Annotated in this window: 14 protein-coding genes and 1 pseudogene; 8 read left to right on the plus strand and 7 right to left on the minus strand. The window is 62.7% G+C overall.

Annotated features, from left to right (window positions below):
• From BO1_RS60490 to BO1_RS46035, 5 genes and pseudogenes are all read left to right on the plus strand, one after another.
• A pseudogene (locus BO1_RS60490) lies at nt 1–356 on the plus strand (porin); the annotation flags it as partial.
• A 188-nt stretch (nt 357–544) separates the two neighbouring features.
• Nucleotides 545–1,903 (plus strand): purine-cytosine permease family protein, encoded by a 1,359-nt coding sequence (locus BO1_RS46020; RefSeq protein WP_028223345.1) that lies wholly within the window; start codon nt 545–547, stop codon nt 1,901–1,903.
• Between the two features lie 134 nt (nt 1,904–2,037).
• Entirely contained in the window at nt 2,038–2,775 is a 738-nt protein-coding gene (locus tag BO1_RS46025; RefSeq protein ID WP_245644112.1) for an SDR family NAD(P)-dependent oxidoreductase, read from the plus strand.
• A 233-nt stretch (nt 2,776–3,008) separates the two neighbouring features.
• Nucleotides 3,009–3,542 (plus strand): formaldehyde-activating enzyme, encoded by a 534-nt coding sequence (gene fae / locus BO1_RS46030; protein ID WP_028223347.1) that lies wholly within the window; start codon nt 3,009–3,011, stop codon nt 3,540–3,542.
• Nucleotides 3,543–3,633: 91 nt separating this feature from the next.
• On the plus strand, nt 3,634–4,017 hold the full coding sequence (locus BO1_RS46035; protein ID WP_028223348.1) for a hypothetical protein: 384 nt from the start codon (nt 3,634–3,636) through the stop codon (nt 4,015–4,017).
• Nucleotides 4,018–4,130: 113 nt separating this feature from the next.
• On the opposite strand, the gene BO1_RS46040 is transcribed toward BO1_RS46035, so the two are convergent.
• Entirely contained in the window at nt 4,131–5,012 is an 882-nt protein-coding gene (locus BO1_RS46040; RefSeq protein ID WP_028223349.1) for a bestrophin family protein, read from the minus strand.
• Complete coding sequence (locus tag BO1_RS46045; RefSeq protein WP_043289071.1) at nt 5,009–5,713, minus strand: carbonic anhydrase; 705 nt, start codon at nt 5,711–5,713, stop codon at nt 5,009–5,011. Before BO1_RS46045 ends, BO1_RS46040 begins: the two co-directional genes overlap by 4 nt.
• 437 nt (nt 5,714–6,150) lie before the next feature.
• Between BO1_RS46045 and BO1_RS46050 the strand changes: the two genes are divergently transcribed.
• Nucleotides 6,151–6,456: a hypothetical protein gene (locus BO1_RS46050; protein ID WP_028223351.1), complete on the plus strand. Its 306-nt coding sequence runs from the start codon at nt 6,151–6,153 to the stop codon at nt 6,454–6,456.
• A 63-nt stretch (nt 6,457–6,519) separates the two neighbouring features.
• Here BO1_RS46050 and BO1_RS46055 read toward each other — a convergent pair whose 3' ends face one another.
• The 5 genes from BO1_RS46055 to BO1_RS46075 all read right to left on the minus strand — a co-directional run bounded on the left by BO1_RS46055 (nt 6,520) and on the right by BO1_RS46075 (nt 12,526).
• Nucleotides 6,520–6,726 (minus strand): DUF6494 family protein, encoded by a 207-nt coding sequence (locus BO1_RS46055; RefSeq protein ID WP_028223352.1) that lies wholly within the window; start codon nt 6,724–6,726, stop codon nt 6,520–6,522.
• Between the two features lie 298 nt (nt 6,727–7,024).
• A complete protein-coding gene (locus tag BO1_RS46060; RefSeq protein ID WP_028223353.1) occupies nt 7,025–8,605 on the minus strand; it encodes an isocitrate lyase in 1,581 nt (526 codons plus the stop codon).
• A gap of 435 nt (nt 8,606–9,040) precedes the next feature.
• Nucleotides 9,041–10,843, minus strand: a complete 1,803-nt coding sequence (locus BO1_RS46065; RefSeq protein WP_028223354.1) for a chloride channel protein — start codon at nt 10,841–10,843, stop codon at nt 9,041–9,043.
• Between the two features lie 5 nt (nt 10,844–10,848).
• A complete protein-coding gene (locus tag BO1_RS46070) occupies nt 10,849–11,262 on the minus strand; it encodes a MarR family winged helix-turn-helix transcriptional regulator (RefSeq protein ID WP_028223355.1) in 414 nt (137 codons plus the stop codon).
• A 121-nt stretch (nt 11,263–11,383) separates the two neighbouring features.
• A complete protein-coding gene (locus BO1_RS46075; RefSeq protein ID WP_043289072.1) occupies nt 11,384–12,526 on the minus strand; it encodes an HPP family protein in 1,143 nt (380 codons plus the stop codon).
• A 297-nt stretch (nt 12,527–12,823) separates the two neighbouring features.
• Between BO1_RS46075 and BO1_RS46080 the strand changes: the two genes are divergently transcribed.
• Entirely contained in the window at nt 12,824–13,462 is a 639-nt protein-coding gene (locus BO1_RS46080) for an MlaC/ttg2D family ABC transporter substrate-binding protein (RefSeq protein WP_028223357.1), read from the plus strand.
• A 162-nt stretch (nt 13,463–13,624) separates the two neighbouring features.
• Nucleotides 13,625–14,117 (plus strand): AI-2E family transporter (locus BO1_RS56775; RefSeq protein WP_156992784.1); only part of this gene is annotated, 493 nt, incomplete at its 3' end.

Consider the following 14,117-nt stretch of genomic DNA (forward strand, 5'->3'; position numbering starts at 1 on the left):
CGATGACGGCCAAGGGCTCGTTTACGAACTACAAGATGGCTGGAAGCGGGATCAACAACGACGTGTGGAACGGTGGTCTCGACTATCAGGCCACGCCGACGGTCGACCTGAATGGTGGCGTCTGGTACATGGTCAACCGCAACGATATGTCCAGCAAGTCGCTGATGGGTGCGCTCGGGGTCAACTACAGTCTGTCGAAGGCCACTGGGCTCTATGTGCAGGTCGGTGTGGTCAACAACACGGGCGGCCAGAACCTCGGCCTTGAGATCGGCGATGGCGGCAACACGCCGAGTTCACTGTACGCGCCGCCCGGCACGACTGTCGGCGTCGATATCGGTATCCACCACGTGTTCTGACTGATCCGGCCGTATAAGGCCGGAACCCTGGGCGATCTTGCGCCTCCCTTGGGCTGCTGACGTTTTCCCGCAGCAGTCCGGGTGAATTGAAATAGCACCGTATCGATCGAGCCATTTGGGGTTGTATTCATCAAATTAGTTCGTATGACGAAATAATAGGTCTATCGAAGACCGAATAGGAGATAGTGATGGCTGGAGCGCTTGACCCGGTCGGCAATGCCGAACTGGATGTGTCGACTGTCCGCCTGCCCGAGCAGGCGCGCATGCCCAAGTTCGCACTCACCATGGCGTGGTGGGCGCTGTGCAGTGCGATGGTGTACCTGATCATTGGCGCCACACTCGCGCTTTACTACGGCACTGCGAACGCCGCGATCGGGATGGGGCTTTCGGTGCTGGTGTATTCCGTCGTGAACTATGTGCTCACGCGCTATGCGCTGCGTACCGGTTTGTCGGTATCCTTGTTTTCGCGTCTGTTGTTCGGCAGTGCAGGTGCAGCCCTGGCAACGCTGGTGTTCGCGGCGACCGTGATCTATTACGCGGTGTTCGAGAGTTCGGTGATTGCCGTGGCGCTGCACAGCCTGGTGCCATCGATCTCGTATCCGCTCGCCTCGCTGCTCGTGGTGATCTATAGCGTGCCGCTCGTATTCGGTAGCGTGCAGAAGTGGCTCGACAAGCTGAACGGCGTGTTGCTGCCGTTCTACTTGATCGGCATGATCGCGGCTATCGTGCTGGCTACCCGTACTTTCGGCTACAGCGACGCATGGCTGCATTTCGGCCCGCCACAGAGCGGCATTTCGGCGAGCGGCTGGTGGAACTGCTTTGTGTATTACATGGGCGTATGGGTGTTCATGATGGCGGCCTTCGACTTTGCGCGTTTCGGCGAGAAGCGGGATATCGAGTATCACAGCCGCTTCAACTTTGGTGCGCCGTTCTGGACAGTGATCTTCGGTATCAATGGTCTGGCGGGTGTCTATCTGGTCAGCACCATTCATGATGCCGGTGCCTTGTCCGAAATCTCGGTCGTTCTGGCAATTCTGAAGTTGATGGGCTGGTGGGGATTCGCATTCCTCGTGGTCACCCAGACGCGTATCAATACCGCTAACTACTATTTGGCGACCGTCAATGCGCAGGCCCTGTTCGAAAAAGCCGCGGGCCTGAAACTGCCGAAATTTGCATGGACGATCGTGGTGGGCGCGGTGGTGTACGTACTGATGCTGGCGGGTATTTTCGAGAGGCTGTTGCAGGCATTGGCCTATCAGGGCGTATTCGTGGTGGCCTGGGTCGCCGTCGCGCTCGCTCATATCTTGTCGGAGCGGCCCGAATCGTCCAGCGATGGCGAGATCGACGCCGCTCTCGAACGCGTGCCGGCCTTCAACGTCGGTGGGCTGGCCGCGTGGCTGGTCGGTGTGGTGGTCGGGATGATCGTCATGAACCTGTCTGCCCCATACAGTTCGTTCTCGTCGATCGCGACCTTCGTGGTCTCCGCGCTCGCCTACTGTCTGCTTGCCCGCAGCCCAGGGCGCCTGTCGTCGGCTACCCGTGCCTGAGTGAGTTGAAACAGGTGTCGCCCGCGCAGGCGTGGCCTGTCTGCGGGCGGCGTATCCGGAAGGCGCGTGGTCATCTGAAATGCAGGTGGAACGCGCAACCGTGACCGAGTGATATTGCAAGGAAACCTATGTTGATGAAGGGGCAGGTCGGCCTGGTGACGGGCGGTGGTTCGGGAATGGGGCGCGCGGCCGCACTGGCGCTTGCCGAAGCAGGGGCGACCGTGGTGCTCGCGGGTCGTAGCGAAGACAAACTGATCGCCGTAAGGAGCGAGATCGCAGCGATCGGTGGACGGGCCGAGATCAAGGTCATGGATGCGGCGCGACGCGAGGATCAGCACGCGCTCGTGCAGTTTGTCGAGAAGCGATTCGGCCGTCTCGATTTCGCGTTCAACAACGCGGGAGGACACGCCGATTTCAGGCCGATCGATGCAACGCCGGAAGAGGAGGCGGAGTGGGTCATCGATCTGAATTTCAAAGGCGTCTATTACGGCGTCAAGTATCAGGTCCAGGCCATGCTGCGCTCGGGTGGCGGTGCGATCGTGAACAACGCCTCTATTTTCGGCTTGCGCGGCATGAACGGGATCGCACACTATGTGGCGGCCAAGCACGCCGTGGTCGGTCTGACGCGCGCGGTCGCCAAGGAGTACGCGGACCGGAGTATTCGCGTCAACGCGATCTGTCCGGGCGCCACCGAGACGCCCAACTATATGCGTGTGACGGGCGGTGACGTGCATCTGCTCGACGACATGATTCCGATGCGCAGGATCGGTCGTCCGGAGGAGATGGCCAAGGCAGTCGTCTATCTGTTGTCGGCGAGTTCGGCCTACGTCACTGGCACCACGCTGTCGGTGGATGGAGGAATGACAGCCTGAGTTGGACGGGTGGTGAAACAGAACGTCGACTGACAAATCCAGAACGCAGTCTTAATCGCCTGGTCGCAATTTGCAGGCGAGCGCGGATTGTGGATCCATGTTTGTCACTTTGTCACTTTGTCACGAAGACGATACATATTGTGCATCGCTATGCACGCTTGACCGCGTTGAATCGAGTGGCATCGTCCTTGCATGCCGAGAATTCTCTATGTCCAACTCCAGGAAAATTGACGATGAGTCTCGATATGACGTTCCGTGCTGGTGAAGCCACTGTCTTCGCAGCGCCAGGCCAGGTGACTGACGCCATGCCCGAAATCCTGATCGGGCGTGTCGATGGCCCCGTCGGTCATGCGTTCGCCAACATGATGGCGCAGAGCAAGGGACACACGGCCATGTTTGCGATCCGCGCCTGCAATCAGATGGTGCGCCCGGCCACGATTGTCGTTCCCAAGGTGACGCTCAGGGACATGGCGACCATCGAACTATTCGGTGGCGTCGTGCAATCGGCTACGGCGGATGCGATAGTCGATTGCCTGGTCGAGGGTATCTTGCCAAAGGACCAGGCCAACGAGCTATGCATCGTCAGTCTCGTATGGATCGATCCGCGCTGTGCCACGGAGACGAACCTCGACAAGAAGGACATGTATCGTACGAACTATGAGGCGACCAAACTCGCCATTCAGCGCGCGATGAACAACGAGCCGAGCGTCGACGCGCTCATCGCGAACCGGCACACCATCAAGCACGATATGGACGACTGGAGTTGAAGGTTTCGTCGTGCGCAAAGCATGAAGAGCCTCAAGCGCTTGTCGAGACGATCGCGCTTTGCGACGCTCCACGGCCAACATGAGCTACAGGATGACAACTCCATTCGACGAGGCAACAACGGCGGCGATCGCCGCCTTTGCCCAACTGGACTTTTACACGGCTGTGCAGGCGATGCGCGCCGAGGCCGACTACGACCGCGAACGGGACCAGTGGATCTCGCGCTATATCGACGAGCACGGCGGCGGCGCGGACGATGCGGTATACGACGCCTTGCACGCGCAGGCCCAGGCAACCCCGGAATACGCGCAGTTCGTCGATGCCGTTCGCAGGGAAATCCTGGAATACTTCGGCGTGGCCGACAATCAACTGGACTGGGTGGTCCTGCTGCGCAATGACGACAGCGATGCGCTTTGGGCGGAGGTCAACCGGCGGCGGAACGAGCTGGGAACCGGTGAAGTGCGCGGAGATCTCTGACGATCGCTTGCCATCGGGGTTTCGAATCGTGCTGGGTGCGGGGCTAGAGTCGGGTATGTCTGTTCTGCAAGTGGGTGGGGGACGATCGTTTGCCCAGTCATGCTCGGCAGGCGCTACCACAGCACACCGCCTTCGGGATGCAGAGTCTTCAAGCCATGCTCGTCACCGAGGCTGTCGAGCAGGTCGATTTCGATCGTGCGGGTCACGGCCGTGAGCGGCACGTCGTTCACCGTCTTCGAAAATGGCTCGGCGATGTCGTCGCCGATGCGCAGCAATGCGAGTAACAGAAAGCCGAGCCCCGTTGAGCCGATTGGCGTAAACACACCGAGCGTCTGAACGAGCCCAAGCGGCAGCAACAGACAGAACGCGTGCGTGAACAACGTGGGATAGGTCGCGTACTGCTGCGGAATCGGCGTGTTTCTGATGCGCTCCATGCCGCCTTGTGCGTTCGACAGCTCGCGCATCGTGTGCTCGATGATCGAAAGCCTCATGCCGTCTAACGCCAGATCGTGCGCAATGATCCGCGCAGTCTCCGAGAGGATGGCATGCGGCACATTGGCCACACCGCGCAAACGTTCGACCTCGGCGGCTGGCAGCCGTGTTTTGAGCTCATCCCATGGCGGCTCGCGACGCAAATGCAGCCTGAGCGCGTGCACGTAAGCGACCTGACGCAAGATCAACGCATTGCGCAGCGCATGCGCATGCGCCGGGAGCACGACGCCGAGCTCTCGCGCGAAGCTGCGCGAATAGTTGACGATCGCGCCGAGGAGCGTGCGAGCCTCCCACCATCGCGCATAGGCGGCGCTATTGCGAAAACTCAGATAGACCACGATCGCCGAGCCGAAAAGCGACAGCGGCAACGCTGGGAACGTGATCCATTCCGGCGCACAGAGATAAGCAACAGTCACGACGACATCCCACATGCACAACAGCGCAAGTGGCCGTCCGACATAGCGGACGAGCTGCCCGACACACGCGCGGCCCGGGACAATCACGCTGCCACCCTTGGCTTGCGCACGAGGCGCTCGCGCGCCGCGTCGAGCGCCATGAAGCGGTCGGACTGCGCGTCGAGTACCGCAATATCGCCATGACCGATGTCATAGACCCACCCCTGCAGGGCGAGGCGTTGTTGGGCGAGTCGTGCGGCGACGGCGGGGTGTGTGCGCAGGTGCGCAATCTGGAGCCGGACGTTCTCCTCGGCCATGTTCTGGATCGTCTGCCTGACACTCATGCTCCTCGTGCGGACGATGCTGCGCGCGGCCTCGGCGTTGCGCAGCCATGCGTGCACGTTCGGCATCTGGCAGCATGGAGAAGCCTCTGCCGCCAGACTTTTCATCGCACCGCAATCGGTATGACCGCAGACGACGATCTGCTGCACGTTGAGTGAAAGCACAGCGTACTCGATCACCGCGGAAACGGCGCCGAGCGTCTCGCCATAGGGCGGCACGATGTTGCCGATATTACGGCAGACAAAAAGCTCGCCCGGCTGGCTCTGCGTGATCGTCTCCGGCGAGATGCGCGAATCTGCGCAGGTGATGAAGAGCGTATGCGGCGCCTGTCCGTGTGCGAGTTGTTCGAACAGCGCCTGGATCGACGGAAAAACGTCGCGGCGGAAGCGCTCGACGCCCGAGAGGAGTTGCGGCAGGTCGCGCCGAACATAGGCACGCAACGTATTCGATATGTCTTCCTGTTTCATTTTGTATTCCTGATTAAATAATCTGGATGGAAATTTGCTGACTGCACATCCGTTCCCGCTATCGTCCACCGCTTACCGGCTCAGTCGACGCGCCACTCCGGAATCCAATGGTTGGCACGGCATGCCGTCTGGATCTGGTCGGAACGCGAATCGGCCCATCGCTTCGCGGCAGCTTGTGGTGTCTTGCGACGAGTCTGCTATCCCGTCGACGGATGGTCTTCCGTACCACGGATGTGAGTATCGTGGTGACGTTGCATAAACGCTATCGACGATTTATGTCGTGTAATGTCACGAACCCAGCGTAACCCGGACACGCCGCCGCGCAAGCCTTGGGTGCACAGCAATGCGTGAGGAGTGTTGCCTGAGCCACTGAAGGTATGGCCGGGATCGCTTAAGCTCGAAACGCTCTTTCCGTACCTCAAACCAGGAGAATGTTCATGCGCATGCTTCTGAACATACGAATTCCCCACGAGCCGTTCAATGCTTTCGTGCGCGACGGCACCATCGGGGCCGTGATGGCGAAAATACTCGAAGAAGCGAAACCGGAAGCGTCCTATTTCACTGAGCAAAGCGGAGGACGCGGAGCAATTCTCCTGATCAATCTTGATGATCCGTCCCAGATTCCCGCCTTCGCGGAGCCGTGGTTTCTCACGTTCAATGCCGACTGTGAGTTTCGCGTCGTGATGGGACCGGAAGACCTGCAGAAGGCCGGGCTGGAGGCAATCGGTTCAAAGTGGAAATAGCACAAGCTGCATGCCGCGGCAGCCGTGCTGCGGCATGGGTCTGGAAACAGGGCGCGTGTCCTCTTATTCAAGCCTGATTTCGTCTTCGAAATCCACTTTCAGCTTGAGCCCCGGGATTTCCAGCGTAACTTTTGCTGGAAAGGATTCATTGCCCGCAATCGCGCCGCTGGCAATCGCCTTGGCCACTGCATGCTCTATTTCACGCTGCGAACTAACGCCGACCATTTTTAAAAACTTGCGTACGCTGAGGTTGAAGGTGTCGTCATTCATTTGGATCTCCAGTCTCCGGTGAAGCGTGTCTGCTGTGATGACGTAACGGAGAACGCGTGCGGTGTCCGTCGGCCTCGAGTATGCGCGTAAAACTCGCGAGATTCGTCAAATCCGTTGTCCGCAAAAAACGGCGTGGATGACTGGAGCACTCCGTTACGCGTCATGCACGGCAAGCCCTGCATCGTTGTAGTCGACGATCCTTTCCACTGGCTCGATCCAAACCCCGCAAGCCACCTCACCGGATAAAAAAAACGCCAACCTCTCCAGGTTGGCGTTTTCACCAGCGGTACTACTGCGATCAGAACTGGTTCATCGTGTTGTCTTTACCCGCCGCTTTCAGGGCCGCGTCGCCGCTGAAATACTCCTTGTGGTCGTCGCCGATGTCCGAGCCGGACATGTTCTGGTGCTTGACGCAGGCGATGCCCTGGCGGATTTCCTTACGCTGCACGCCAGCCACATAACCCAGCATGCCCTGGTCGCCGAAGTATTCCTTGGCCAGGTTGTCCGTCGACAGCGCGGCGGTGTGATAGGTCGGCAGCGTAATCAGGTGATGGAAGATACCGGCTTCGCGCGACGCGTCGGCCTGGAAGGTGCGGATCTTCTCGTCGGCGGCGATCGCCAGTTCGCTCTGATCGTATTCCGCGCTCATCAGCTGGTTGCGGTCGTATGCCGACACATCCTTGCCCGCGGCCTTCATCGCGTCATACGCCTGCTGGCGGAAGTTCAGGGTCCAGTTGAACGACGGGCTGTTGTTGTACACCAGCTTGGCGTTCGGGATGACCTTGCGGATCTCGCTGACCATGCCGCCGATCTGGCCAATATGCGGCTTTTCGGTTTCGATCCACAGCAGGTCGGCGCCGTTTTGCAGCGCGGTGATGCAATCGAGCACGCAGCGCGCTTCGCCCGAGCCCGCGCGGAACTGGAACAGGTTGCTCGGCAGGCGCTTGGGACGCAGCAGCTTGCCGTCGCGCTTGATGACGACGTCACCGTTGCCCAGTGCATCGGCCGAAATTTCGTCGCAGTCGAGGAACGAATTGTATTGGTCGCCCAGGTCGCCCGCTGCGTGCGTCACGGCGATCTGCTTGGTCAGGCCTGCGCCCAGCGAGTCGGTACGGGCCACGATGATGCCGTCGTCCACGCCCAGTTCCAGGAACGCGTAGCGGATGGCGCGGATCTTGGCGAGGAAGTCCTCGTGCGGCACGGTGACCTTGCCGTCCTGGTGGCCGCACTGCTTCTCGTCGGACACCTGGTTTTCGATCTGGATGCAGCAGGCGCCCGCTTCGATGAACTGCTTGGCCAGCAGGTAGGTCGCTTCGGCGTTGCCGAAACCCGCGTCGATGTCGGCGATGATCGGCACCACGTGCGTGACGTGGTTGTCGATTTTTTCCTGGATGGCGGCCTTGGCCGGGCCAGCGGCTGCGTCCAGCTGGCGGAACAGGCCGCCCAGCTCACGGGCGTCGGCCTGGCGCAGGAAGGTGTACAGCTCGCGGATCAGCGCGCTAACCGAGGTCTTTTCGTGCATCGACTGGTCCGGCAGCGGGCCGAACTCGGAGCGCAGCGCGGCCACCATCCAGCCGGAGAGGTACAGGTAGCGGCGCTCGGTGCTGTTGAAGTGCTTCTTGATTGAGATCATCTTCTGCTGACCGATGAAGCCGTGCCAGCAGCCCAGTGACTGGGTGTACTTCGACGGGTCGGCATCGTAGGCGGCCATGTCGGCGCGCATGATCTTCGCCGTGTACTTCGCGATGTCCAGGCCCGTCTTGAACTTGTTCTGGGCGCGCATGCGGGCGGCGTACTCGGGATTGATCGCGTTCCAGGCGCTGCCGTGGTTCTCTTTCAAACCGGCAACTGCCTTGATGTCGTCTTGATACTGGGCCATGTGTCTCTCCTGAGAGCAAAGCGCGTTTGATAGATGGTTGAGCGTGCCGCTACGCTTGTCGAAGCGAACTGCATGACTAAATAGTAGCGCCGTTCGCGCTATGTCTTATATAAGACATAAGACGCAATTAACGCTTATTTTTCAATGAGATACGCGCAAAATTTTGCCATGTAAAACATGTTTTCAAGGGGCGGAAAAGTTCTGTGGTGAAAATTCCCGGCGAATTCCGTAATGTGAAAAGCGTTTTCGGAGGCCGGAGGCAGGCCAGGCACGGATGGCTTGAGCGACGCCGGCTGGCGGGATGAGCAACGTGTGGACTCAATGACCGCCCGAAAAATGGAAACGGCCCGATCAGCGTAAGCCGATCGGGCCGTTTCGGTCAGGCTTGTCATCTCATTCGCACCGACAGCGCCGGCGTGAAGAATCCACCAACACTCAACCCGCCTTTCGCACGGGCGGAAAGCGCCGCTTGGCGTTGCCGATGCTGATGCGGCGGAAGCGCTCCTTCTTGGTCTCTTCCTCGAAGTGCGACAGCGAGACCTTCACGAGGTCGGCGGTCGAAACGATGCCCACGAGCCGCATCGATTCGCGATCGGACACCACGGGCAGGCGTTCGAGCCCATGCACCGCGAGACGCGCGGCGATCCGGCGGCAGGTTTCCTCGGGCAGCGCCACGTCCGGCGAGCGCAGCGCGAGCAGCGCGCCGAGCGGCTGGTCGAGCGCGTCGCCGGCATCGCCCGCGCGCACCGCTTCGAGCATCGCGCGGTCCACCATGCCCAGCACGGCGCCATCGCGCACCACCGGCCAGGCGCGGCGCTTCTGCGCGGGGCCGAAGTGCTGCGCGAGCGCGTTGCGCACGCTCACGGCGGCGTCGATCGTCTCGACGTTGCGCGTCATGACTTCATCGACGTAATGGCGCTCGAGCGGATCGACGCCGTACTCGCGATAGATGTGATAGCCGCGACGCGCGATCTTCTCGGTCATGATCGAGCGCTTCATGACGACCGTGGCGAAGCCGTGCGCGAACAGCGTGGCCGTGAGCAGCGGCAACAGTGCGTTGGTGTCGTGCGTGAGGCCGAAGGCGAACACGATGGCCGTGAGCGGTGCGCCGAGCGTGGCGCCGAGCGTCGCGGCCATGCACACGAGCGGCCAGAGCGCGGGGTCGCTGCCGGGCAGCACGTGGCTCAGCACGCAGCCGAGACCCGCGCCCAGCATGAGCAGCGGCGCGAGCACGCCGCCCGAGGTGCCCGAGCCGAGCGCCACGACCCAGATCACGGCCTTCACCACGAGAATGGCGATGGCCACTTGCAGAATGATGTGCTGATGGAGCAGGTCGCCGATCACGTCGTAGCCCACGCCCAGCGCGCGCGGCTCGATGAAGCCGCCGATGCCCACCACGATGCCGCCGAGCGCGGGCCACCAGGACCAGTGCAGCGGCAGGTGCGCGAACAGGTCCTCGACCTTGTAGAGCGCGGCGGAAAGCCCCGAGGCGAGCGCGCCCGAGAGCAGCCCCGCGATCACGCACGAGAACAGCGCGAGCGCGTGCGGCGTCGGGGTCTGCATCGCGAAGAGCGGCTCGGTGCCGAAGAACGCGGCGCGCGCGAAGCCCGCCACGGCGCAGGCGAGCGCGACCGGCAGGAAGCTGCGCGGGCGCCATTCGAACAGCAGCAGCTCGACCGCGAGCAGCAAGGCGGCGACCGGCGTGCCGAACACGGCCGTCATGCCCGCGGCGGCGCCCGCGACGAGCAGCGTCTTGCGCTCGGCGGAAGTGAGCCGCACGCACTGCGCGAGCAGCGACCCGATCGCGCCGCCCGTCATGATGATCGGGCCTTCGGCGCCGAACGGGCCGCCGCTGCCGATCACGATGCCCGACGAAAGCGGCTTGAGCACGGCCACTTTCGGCGACATCTTGCTCTTGCCGAACAGGATGGCCTCGATGGCTTCGGGAATGCCGTGGCCGCGGATCTTGTCGGAGCCGAAGCGCGCCATCATCCCGACGATCAGCCCGCCCACCGCCGGCACGACGATGACCCAGGCCCCAAGCGTGTTCAGCGCGGGCGAGCGATCGGCGAACGAGAAGCGGCCGTAGAAGAACAGATTCGTGAACCAGTGGATGAGGCTCAGGAGCACGAACGCGGCGAGCGTGGCCAGTGCGCCGATGAAGGCGGCGAGCGCGCTGATGCCGGGCAGGCGCGCGTTGGTCGAGAAGTCGCGCTTGTGGGAATCGTCGAGATGCATGGTCGTCAAAGATCGATTTGCGGAACGGTGAAGGTGCCGTCGAGCGATTGCAGCTCCGCGCGGTGCAGTTCCGCAAGGCGCGCAAGCAGCTTTTCGCCGGCGTCGAGCAGATGCACTTCCACCTGGCGGCGATCGCGTTCGCTCACGCGCCGCTCGACCAGCTCGAGTGCCTCGCAGCGCGAGACGAGCGCCACCACGCCGTGATGCTGCGCCTGCAGCCGCTCGGCAATCTCGCCGATGGTCGCCCACGTGCGGCCAGGATAGCCCTTCACGTGCAGCAGCAGCAGATATTGCAGCGGCGTGATGCCTTCGCCCTGGGCGGCCTGTTCCGAGAAGCGCTCGAAACGGCGCATCTGATAGCGGAATTCGGACAGTTGCTCGAAATCGGTCTTGGTCAGACTGCGCGATGGGTTTTTCATTGGAAATTCAACTTGTTACGATTCGAAATGCGAATATATCACAACGTGATATTAAGAGCGGGCTCATCCCGGGGCCTCGCGCAACGCGTAACCGCGTCGCGGATTGCGGGTTGTGTGAGGCTCAGGCGCTCTGACGCTGCAGCGGCTGGGCCTGCCGGTACAGACCCGAGATCAGGTCCGCCTGCGTGACGATGCCCACGAGACGCCGCTCGCCGTCCACCACGGGCACGTGGTGGTGGCCCCGGCCCGCGAAGACGCCAAGCAGCTCGACGATCGGGGTCTCGCCAGAAATGGTGCGAACGTGCGTGCTCATGATCGTGCTCACGAGCACGCCATCGGCGGGATGCGCGGCGAAGCCGCTTCGCAGCGTCTGCAGCAGCGCGCGCAGCGGGTGGCGGCCGAGGCCTTCTTCCGCGAGGTCTGCGCGCGTGACGATGCCTTTCACGTGGCCGTGTGCATCCGCGACCGGCAGCGCCTTGATGTCGTGCCGCTTGAGCAGCGTGCGCGCAACGCCCACCGTCGTCGCCGGCGTGATGCTGACCACGTCGCGCGTCATGACATCGGCGCAATGGAGCTCGCCGAAGCTGCGCGCATAGGAGCGGATCTCCGTTTCGCGCAGCAGCGCCTCGAGGTCGTCGGTGTCGATGTCGAGCAGTTCGTCGCGCTCGCGCAGCACGGCTTCGAGATCGGCGCGCGAGAAGCCGCCCGCTGCGGTCGCGGGCTGCGCGGCCTTGGGCTGCATCGCCGCGTGCGGATAGCGGTGGCCGGTGGCCGTGTGATAGACGAGCGCGGAGACGAGCAGCGTGAAGGATTGCAGCGCGACCGGCTCGAACACGAACTCGTAGCCGAGCGCACGCACGGCGGGGCCGCCGAGCACGGCGGTGAGGGCGACGGCGCCCGAGGGCGGGTGCACGCAGCGCAGCGTGAACATCGCGCAGACCGCCACGCCGATGGCGACGGCGGCCGCCTCCACCGGATCGTGAATGAACATTGCACAGGTCACGCCCACGGTGGCCGAAACGAGATTGCCCCCGATGATCGACCAGGGCTGCGCGAGCGGGCTCGCGGGCACGCCGAACAGCAGCACGGCCGAGGCGCCCATCGGTGCGATCAGGAAGGGGATGGTCGAGGCGTTGCCGAGCAAGGTGTGCGAGACGACGCCCGTGACCGCGATGCCGACCAGCGCGCCCAGGCCGGAGCGCAGGCGCTCACGCCAGCGCAGGGTAACGGGGGACGGGGCGAAACGCGTAAGCCAACGAAGCATTCTGAAGCGTGACACGGCTGAAATGGCGATAAAAGGAGGGGCGAACCTGCGTCCCTGGCGAGGCGCCGGGGATTTTTCGAGATCGCGATTGTATCGCAACGTGATATATATTGCGACGCATCGTCGCTGATACCCGCAATTTGGGGTTTGATCGTCGCAGGCCCGTCCTGTTCTCGGCTTCGTGACCTTGCGCGCGCCAACGCATTAGACTGAGTGTCGGCCGGCATGGCGCGCAGGCGTGCGCGCGCCTCGCACGGCAGCACCGCCTCCCAACGACCGACACGGACGAGAAATCGTATGAAAAAGCTCTTTTTGCTGGGCGCGCTGTTCGCATGGTTCACCGTGGGGTTCACCGTCAGCGCGAGCGCGTTCGCGCAGAGCGTCGACCAGTCGGACCCCCAGGCCCTCATCAAGACGGCCACGCAGCAGGTACTGGACGAAGTGCGCACGAAGGCCATTGCGCCGGACGACATCCCGCGCATTCGCGACATCGTCGACCGGGACATCCTGCCCTATGTCGATTTCCACCGCACCACACAGCTCGCGATGGGCCGGCACTGGCGCACCGCCACGCCCGCGCAGCAGCAACAGATCGCCGAGCAGTTTCAACTGCTGCTGATCCACCTGTACTCGGGCGCGCTCGCGCAACTCAAGCCCGACCAGCAGATCGAGTACCCGCCCATGCGCAACGCGCCGGGCGACACCGACGTGGTCGTGCGCACCCTCGCGCAGACGAGCGACAAGCCGGTCGAGATCGACTACCGGCTGTACAAGACGCCCCAGGGCTGGCGGCTCTACGACCTGAACGTGCTGGGCGCATGGCTGATCCAGACCTATCGCGTGCAGTTCAACGACAAGATTCAGGAATCGGGCGTGGATGGGCTGATCCAGTTCCTCACCTCGCACAATCAGGAGCTGGAGGCCGGCAAGCCTTGAACGTGGCCCCTTTCAGCAGGGTCGCGTCTGCGCTACGCTACTCGCCCGCTTTTGTCTGCTTGTTGCCCAGTTCTCGCCCGACTGGCGCCGCACGCACTACCCTGAACTCAGGCGCGCCCGATGCGCGTCTGACCTGATCGCCGGACCAGCCAACGCTTCGCCATGAATTTCCAGAGCCCGCCTGAGAGGCCATACCCCGAGCAGTCGAACGGAACGTCGCCGGGCCGCCGCAACCGCGTCTTCGCGTCGAGCACGCCCACGCTGCACACGCTCGCCGCACTCGTCACGGGGGTGGTGGTGGTGTCCGGCCTCTACTTCGGGCGCCCCATGCTCATCCCGATCACGCTCTCGGTGCTGCTGAGCTTCCTGCTCGCGCCGCTCGTGAACGCGCTGCGCCGGCTGCACATCCCGCAGTTCCTCTCGATCATGATCGCGGTGCTCGCCACCGTGCTCGCGCTGGCGGGCGTGGGCGCGCTGATCGCCGCACAGGTCGTGCAGCTTGCGGCCGACCTGCCGCAGTACCAGGAAGCCATCATGGAGAAGGCGGAAACGGTGCAGGAGAAGACCGTGGGCCGCGCCGACTCGCTGATGACGCGCGCGGCCACCGCGCTCCAGCGCATCACGCCCACGCCGCCGCCCGCGCCGCCGCAGCCGC

It is taken from the genome of Paraburkholderia oxyphila NBRC 105797 (assembly GCF_000685075.1).
Classification (GTDB): domain Bacteria; phylum Pseudomonadota; class Gammaproteobacteria; order Burkholderiales; family Burkholderiaceae; genus Paraburkholderia; species Paraburkholderia oxyphila.

Excerpts from the sequence above, each read along its gene's own strand:
- BO1_RS46020 (WP_028223345.1), top strand. The coding sequence starts at position 545 with ATGGCTGGAGCGCTTGACCCGGTCGGCAATGCCGAACTGGATGTGTCG.
- BO1_RS46025 (WP_245644112.1), top strand. The coding sequence starts at position 2,038 with ATGAAGGGGCAGGTCGGCCTGGTGACGGGCGGTGGTTCGGGAATGGGG.
- fae (WP_028223347.1), top strand. The coding sequence starts at position 3,009 with ATGAGTCTCGATATGACGTTCCGTGCTGGTGAAGCCACTGTCTTCGCA.
- BO1_RS46035 (WP_028223348.1), top strand. The coding sequence starts at position 3,634 with ATGACAACTCCATTCGACGAGGCAACAACGGCGGCGATCGCCGCCTTT.
- BO1_RS46045 (WP_043289071.1), bottom strand. The coding sequence starts at position 5,713 with ATGAAACAGGAAGACATATCGAATACGTTGCGTGCCTATGTTCGGCGC.
- BO1_RS46050 (WP_028223351.1), top strand. The coding sequence starts at position 6,151 with ATGCGCATGCTTCTGAACATACGAATTCCCCACGAGCCGTTCAATGCT.
- BO1_RS46055 (WP_028223352.1), bottom strand. The coding sequence starts at position 6,726 with ATGAATGACGACACCTTCAACCTCAGCGTACGCAAGTTTTTAAAAATG.
- BO1_RS46060 (WP_028223353.1), bottom strand. The coding sequence starts at position 8,605 with ATGGCCCAGTATCAAGACGACATCAAGGCAGTTGCCGGTTTGAAAGAG.
- BO1_RS46065 (WP_028223354.1), bottom strand. The coding sequence starts at position 10,843 with ATGCATCTCGACGATTCCCACAAGCGCGACTTCTCGACCAACGCGCGC.
- BO1_RS46070 (WP_028223355.1), bottom strand. The coding sequence starts at position 11,262 with ATGAAAAACCCATCGCGCAGTCTGACCAAGACCGATTTCGAGCAACTG.
- BO1_RS46075 (WP_043289072.1), bottom strand. The coding sequence starts at position 12,526 with ATGCTTCGTTGGCTTACGCGTTTCGCCCCGTCCCCCGTTACCCTGCGC.
- BO1_RS46080 (WP_028223357.1), top strand. The coding sequence starts at position 12,824 with ATGAAAAAGCTCTTTTTGCTGGGCGCGCTGTTCGCATGGTTCACCGTG.